Below are 6,179 nucleotides of genomic sequence, written 5' to 3' on the forward strand. Positions count from 1 at the left end.
GGGTGTAGGGTGTGGGGGGATGGGAAGGATAAATAAAAATAATCTCCTGTCTCCTGACTCCTGTCTCCTGTCTCCTGTCTCCTGTCTCCTATCTCCTATCTCCTGAATCCTGACTCCTATCTCCTGTCTCCTATCTCCTGTCTCCTGACTCCTGACTCCTGACTCCTATCTCCTATCTCCTATCTCCTGTTCTGAGGATTTGGGATTAAAACTGAAAAAAGTGCATTAATTGGGAGATTTCCTGAGCTTCTATGGATAAACGCCCTTTAAAATCCACAATATTCTTAAATAATCCCTGTTCTTCTCTATTTTTAATAATGGCAGCCGCCAAATTATTACTGATCAGGGGCAGGGTGGTTAACTGCTCGATCGAAGCGGTGTTAGGATTGATTTTAGGGGGTGCGAGGTGACTTTCGGGACTATAATAGGCAAATTCTAGAATCGGCTCCCAAGCTTTCAATCTAGCCACAGGAACACTCAAAGCAGCCGCTAGATCTTCAAGACAAAGCAATTCTACCCCCATACCCAGCAATTCCACCAACATCCGCGCTTGATGGATGGATATCCCCGGCAATCGCAGCCAATCATCCACACCCGCTTGACTGACATTAATTTTAATGCCCAATTGTGCCGCCATAGCGATCTCATCGAGGGAACGAAAGCGATAATAGGGATCATTGCTAATTTTGGCTTTTAAAGGGTTAAAAGTGCGTCCTAACCAGTTTTGCGGTGTCATTATAGTAGTTGTCGCCGTTTTTCTTCAAATTCGTACTCAGAAATTAATCCTTCTTGCCGGAGGCGCTCTAATTCCCTTAAAGCTGCCCCGATCGCCTCTACTTGTTTAGGCTCTAAACTGGGGACAGTGGCAGCAGCGGTGGCAGTAGGAAAATAGTTAGCCAAAAATTGGTTATCTTGGATTAAATACCACACCGCATCGATCGCGCAAGCCACCCGGGGAATGGGAGTTTGCCAAAGGAGAAGATAAATAATTCCCCAGAGAGGTTGACGGAGATAGAATTTATGAATACCGGCGATAGGAAAGGGTAAAGCGAGAATGCTACCGATAAAAGCCAAAAAAATCGCTAATTTACGGCTTTTGGGCTTACTTAATAATTTTTCCACCAGAAGCATGACACCTGTTCGAGATTGATTTTAGCCTGATCTGAACCTTCTATTCTAAAATAAGTAGGGAGGCACAATTATTTGTAGGATGGGTTAGCGGTAGCGTAACCCATGCGGCCGTTGGGTTTCATGCTTCAACCCAACTTACGTTCATCTTATATTTAATTCCACCCACCCACTTACTCTTTGGTTCTAAGTAGGGAGACACAATTATTTGTAGGATGGGTTAGCGGTAGCGTAACATTAGCGGGCGTTGGGTTTCATGCTTCAACCCAACCTACGTTCATCTTATATTTAATTCCACTCAGCCACTTAACATAGGGATAAGCAATGACTAGCAGAATCAAGGAAATCTTTCAAACAGGACAACCGGATCAATCCGTCACCGTGCAGGGTTGGGTGAGAACAAAACGAGAATTAAAAGAATTTACTTTCCTGGAAGTTAATGATGGCTCATCCCTAGCCAACTTACAAGTTATCCTCGAACCGACTTTACCCGATTATGAAAATGTACTAAAGACAATTAGTACAGGAGCGGCGATCGCTGTTTCGGGAAATTTGGTTCCTTCCCCGGGTAAAGGGCAAAATATCGAGTTAAAAGCGGCCGAAATCACCCTTTATGGTGACTGTCCCCCGGATTATCCCCTACAAAAGAAACGTCATTCCTTTGAATTCCTAAGAACTATTGCCCATCTGCGAGCAAGAACCAACACCCTAGGAGCAGTAATGCGGGTTAGAAACGCTTGCGCCACCGCTATTCACACTTTTTTCCAAGAAAAAGGCTTTATTTGGGTACATACTCCCATTATTACCGCTAACGACTGCGAAGGTGCGGGGGAATTATTTACTGTCACCAGTTTAGACTTAAAAAAACCCGCCAATTTTGCCGAGGATTTCTTTGGTAAACGGGCCTATTTAACCGTCAGTGGACAATTACAAGCGGAAGTAATGGCCATGGCTTTATCTAATGTTTACACTTTTGGCCCGACTTTTCGCGCCGAAAATTCTAATACTTCCCGTCATCTGGCCGAGTTTTGGATGGTGGAACCGGAAATGGCTTTTTGTGATCTGGAAGGGGATCAGGATTTAGCGGAAGCTTTTCTGAAATATATCTTTAAATTCGTCTTAGAAAATTGTCCCGAAGATTTGCAGTTTTTTAACGAACGTATCGATAAAACGGTGTTAAGTACGGCCGAGAATATCGTTAATAGTGAGTTTGGCCGGATTACCTACAGTGAAGCGATCGAGTTATTAGAAAAAGCCGATCGTCAGTTCGAGTTTCCGGTAGAATGGGGCGTAGATCTACAGTCAGAACACGAACGTTATCTAGCGGAAGAACTATTTAAAAAACCCGTGATTGTCACCAATTATCCCAAGACAATCAAAGCTTTTTATATGCGTCTAGATGACAATAATAAAACCGTTTCCGCTATGGATATTTTAGCACCCAAGATCGGCGAAATTATCGGCGGTTCCCAACGGGAAGAACGATTAGATGTATTAATCCAAAGAATGCAGGAACAGGGAATGAATCCCGATGATTTGTGGTGGTATTTAGATCTGCGTCGCTACGGTTCCGTTCCCCACGCTGGTTTTGGTTTAGGATTCGAGCGTCTGGTACAATTCATGACGGGAATGACCAATATTCGCGATGTGATTCCTTTCCCCCGTACCCCTTTAAGTGCCGACTTTTAGAATGATGTCTAGGATCGACGGGAGAAAAGAGGAATGTAAATATTTATTAAATTGTAGCTTAGGCTACAGACTTGAAGTAGAAAATGTGCCTTGTTTTGTTGTCCTCCTTCTGTCTTGGGTTGGGCTATTGCTTGACCTGACTGCGAGAGAGTGCGATCGCAATGTATCTAAGTTAACTCATTTTGCTGAAAATTATGCCAGGAATCTTGACGCATTTGTTCAATAACTTCGGGATATTTTTCCAGATCTTCTAAGGAGTTTAAAGGTGGATAAACTACTCGATCTTTTCTTTCATTTACCTTATCTACATAAGCATAAAAAGCTTCGTCATCCTCACGATGAGATAATACATAACTTTTTAATTCTTGAGAGGTCATAGTTTTAAAATTAGGTTTTTGATTCATTTTATCCATTGTCCATTAGGTTTAATTTCAATCTCAATACCTTCAACAATTAACATGAAAATATTTTTAGTACGCTCATCCAATCTTATTAAGTTAATTGGTAAATAAAACCTTGTTGCCCAACAAGATAGGGTATAACATTGTAAGAGTTGTGCAAGTGTCGGAATATTTTTCCCTGCCAAAACCGAACGAATGACACTAATTATAACAAAATAGAGAATCTGCTTCAACAACTTCGAGACAGAGATGAACGCAAAGACGAATCCGACATACCGCGCCACAATAACTCAAGGAAGAGGATAGTTCGTCTGAGAAGCAGTAAAACAACGGAAAACACCTGAGACTCCCTGCTCTGTAAACCCCTAAGCTAGGGAGAGAAATATAAAGATTTATTAAATTGTAATTTTTAATACAGTTGTGGGGGGAATGTGTGTTGTTTTTTTGTCGGCCATTGGTGTCCTTCAAATCATTCTAATGATAGATTCCCCCGGCAACAGGTGTTGTCTATTATGGCTCAAAAGTTGCCTTTGGTGTTGGGTTGGGCTATCACTCTGTCACTTAATCCAACCCACACCGGGGCTACAAGAATGGAGTTTAAAAAATATCATGAAACAGACAAATCTACTAGGCTGGTTAATTGGCTCTTTTGGCGTTGTTGGGATTGTCGGGATGCCAACTATCGCATCCGCCGGAAGTCTGACTCCCGCTACTTTTTCTGCGAATCTTGGCATAGGGGATATGGTCACGGTCTCAAAGACAGTTACTACAGATCTAATGCCTACGACCCTTGATGTTTTCTTCCTATCGGATACCACAGGCAGCATGGGCTCTGTCATTGACAAAGTAAAAGCCAGTGCCAATGATTTGCTAACACAAATTCTGGCTGCGTACCCTAACACTCAATTTGCCGTAGGGAACTATAAGGGCGATCCCTGTGAAAGTGCAGGGGGTATTCCTCCAAACTGTTATGCAGGCAGCGACCCTTATAATTATCAACTGCAACAAGCCATCACTAATAACACGTCTCTTGTTACCAATGCGATTAATGCTTGGGCTGCGGACGGAGGTGGCGATGCTCCTGAAGCTAATTTCTACGCTTTGCAGCAACTGGCTGCTTCTTCTGCGACAGGCTGGCGCCCTGAAGCGGCTAAATATGCCATCTGGTTTGGTGATTATCCTAGTCACGAGGAGACAACCACAATAAACGAAGCGATCACCGCTTTAAAAGCACGAGGAGTGACTGTTTTAGCATTCAACAGTAGTGGACCTGGGACTGGGATTGATGATGGTGCTGCTTACGGATACACTAATTTCCAATCCAGTACGATTGCAAGTGCTACTAATGGCACTCATGACGACAACTTCTACATTGTTCCTCAAGCAGCTGTCGTTACTACCGTTCTTAATGCCCTAAGTACGGCGACTTCAACTATTGATATCAATCCGACGACTGTTGGTGATACATCAGGACTGAGTATCCTCTTTAACTGCACCGATCCTCTGGGCTGCACTAAAGTTCCTGGGGGAGAAAGCCGTACCTTTGACATGAAGATTACGGGGCTACTCCCAGGAGTATATAATTTCCAAACGTTGGTTCCGGGGGTAACTGGTGCAATTGAAAACGATAAGATTACTGTAAGTGTTCCAGAACCTACCTCCACCTTAAGCCTCCTCGCCCTCGGCACTCTCGGCGCAGCTTCAACCCTCAAGCGCAAACTAAAACCCTCTAAATCCACTGAAAAAGAAACCACAAAAGTAAGCTAAATTGAACACCAAAAATCCAATAAATGCCCCCTTCATTCAGTAAATTGAGGGGGTTTTATTTTTTGTCCATGTTTCTATTTATTAATTTTTGTGATTTAATGGCAATTTTTACATCAATATCGTCAAATTCAATGAGTATTGTGATTTTGTGCTATAATGGAGGTCTGTCAAAAGTAAAAAAACAATCAATTACCATGAATAGCAAGACAGAAATCACTATTCAAGTTCCTTTAGAAATTGCTAGATATTACGCTAAAATCAACCCCAATGACCGAGCAAATATAGAAAATAAATTAACTAAAACTATTCAATTAGAATTAGAAAAGTATCGTCAAAAAGCAGGAGCTAGATTATCAACAATTATGGATCGAGCTAGTGATGAAGCAGAAGCTAACGGATTAAATCCAGAGATTTTAGCGTCTATCTTAGAACAAGATGAATAAACCCCGATTTGTTTTTGATGCTAATGTAATTGTTAGTGCTTTTTTATTTAAAAACAGTCCACCTCGTTTGGCGTTAGAAACTGCTAAGAATCAGGGCATAATTATCCTGTCTGAGACGGTTATTGATGAACTTAGTAACGTTTTATCTCGTTCTAAATTTGACCGCTATTTAGCTAAATCAATTCGCCAAGAGCTATTAGAAACATTAGTAGAAGCATCTTTATTAGTGCAACCGTCAGAATCTATCGATGAATGTCGAGATGCCAAGGATAATAAATATCTAGAGTTAGCGATTAGTGGTCATGCTGAATCTCTTATTACAGGGGATGAAGATTTGCTAGTCTTGAACCCATTTAGAAACATTAAAATCATCACTGTGTTAGAATTTTTGGATACTGATTCCGTCAGTTGATGGGGTTTAGTTTTTTGCCCACTTTCCTTGCTACACTAAGATTAAGACATAACTCAAGACCTATCTGAATGAGTCGGATAAGTCTTTACAGCGCTCTTAGAAGTTAAAGACTCATCAGCATTAAATCAATAAATGCCCCCTTCATTCAGTCAGTTGAGGGGGTTTGGTTTTTTTATATCTCTTTTTTGGCAATAGATGCTATAATGAAAGGCCACTCTTTAAGATTGCTTGATCGATCGTGGACTTTGAGATTATCAGCGATATTACGAATATCGAGATTATTGCCACAGGAACAGGAATTCGTAATCGGGAACGGTTGCAAAAACAGTATGGCAAAGG

General features: G+C 41.6%; 6 protein-coding genes and 2 pseudogenes. 5 read left to right on the forward strand and 3 right to left on the reverse strand.

All coding sequences use genetic code 11. The features are described from left to right. Positions 1–205 precede the first annotated feature (205 nt). Positions 206–736 carry a ComEA family DNA-binding protein gene (locus IQ242_RS14080; RefSeq protein ID WP_193960394.1) on the reverse strand — a complete coding sequence of 177 codons (531 nt, stop codon included), beginning with the start codon at positions 734–736 and terminating at the stop codon, positions 206–208. Next, complete coding sequence (locus IQ242_RS14085) at positions 736–1,131, reverse strand: SHOCT domain-containing protein (RefSeq protein ID WP_193960395.1); 396 nt, start codon at positions 1,129–1,131, stop codon at positions 736–738. The genes IQ242_RS14080 and IQ242_RS14085 overlap by 1 nt, the downstream gene beginning before the upstream one ends. 321 nt (positions 1,132–1,452) lie before the next feature. On the opposite strand from IQ242_RS14085, the gene asnS reads away from it, so the two are divergent. Next, positions 1,453–2,817, forward strand: a complete 1,365-nt coding sequence (gene asnS, locus IQ242_RS14090) for an asparagine--tRNA ligase (RefSeq protein WP_193960396.1) — start codon at positions 1,453–1,455, stop codon at positions 2,815–2,817. 167 nt (positions 2,818–2,984) lie between these two features. On the opposite strand, the gene IQ242_RS14095 is transcribed toward asnS, so the two are convergent. Beyond that, positions 2,985–3,194: a hypothetical protein gene (locus IQ242_RS14095; RefSeq protein ID WP_223210956.1), complete on the reverse strand. Its 210-nt coding sequence runs from the start codon at positions 3,192–3,194 to the stop codon at positions 2,985–2,987. Between the two features lie 801 nt (positions 3,195–3,995). Here IQ242_RS14095 and IQ242_RS26205 point away from each other — a divergent pair. The 4 genes and pseudogenes from IQ242_RS26205 to IQ242_RS14110 form a co-directional block, all read left to right on the forward strand. After that, positions 3,996–4,499: pseudogene (locus tag IQ242_RS26205) on the forward strand (vWA domain-containing protein); the annotation flags it as partial. A 357-nt stretch (positions 4,500–4,856) separates the two neighbouring features. Beyond that, positions 4,857–4,985, forward strand: a pseudogene (locus tag IQ242_RS26210) (PEP-CTERM sorting domain-containing protein); the annotation flags it as partial. A gap of 131 nt (positions 4,986–5,116) precedes the next feature. After that, positions 5,117–5,428, forward strand: a complete 312-nt coding sequence (locus tag IQ242_RS14105) for a hypothetical protein (protein ID WP_228020996.1) — start codon at positions 5,117–5,119, stop codon at positions 5,426–5,428. Beyond that, positions 5,421–5,840, forward strand: coding sequence for a putative toxin-antitoxin system toxin component, PIN family (locus IQ242_RS14110; RefSeq protein ID WP_193960398.1), 420 nt, complete (start codon positions 5,421–5,423; stop codon positions 5,838–5,840). Before IQ242_RS14105 ends, IQ242_RS14110 begins: the two co-directional genes overlap by 8 nt. Positions 5,841–6,179: the final 339 nt, after the last annotated feature.

Source organism: Microcystis sp. LEGE 08355 (assembly GCF_015207185.1).
GTDB lineage: Bacteria > Cyanobacteriota > Cyanobacteriia > Cyanobacteriales > Microcystaceae > Microcystis > Microcystis panniformis.

Bases quoted from the DNA above. Each gene is read 5' to 3' on its own strand.
- asnS (WP_193960396.1), top strand. From the start codon at position 1,453: ATGACTAGCAGAATCAAGGAAATCTTTCAAACAGGACAACCGGATCAA.
- IQ242_RS14105 (WP_228020996.1), top strand. From the start codon at position 5,117: ATGAGTATTGTGATTTTGTGCTATAATGGAGGTCTGTCAAAAGTAAAA.
- IQ242_RS14110 (WP_193960398.1), top strand. From the start codon at position 5,421: ATGAATAAACCCCGATTTGTTTTTGATGCTAATGTAATTGTTAGTGCT.
- IQ242_RS14080 (WP_193960394.1), bottom strand. From the start codon at position 736: ATGACACCGCAAAACTGGTTAGGACGCACTTTTAACCCTTTAAAAGCC.
- IQ242_RS14095 (WP_223210956.1), bottom strand. From the start codon at position 3,194: ATGACCTCTCAAGAATTAAAAAGTTATGTATTATCTCATCGTGAGGAT.
- IQ242_RS14085 (WP_193960395.1), bottom strand. From the start codon at position 1,131: ATGCTTCTGGTGGAAAAATTATTAAGTAAGCCCAAAAGCCGTAAATTA.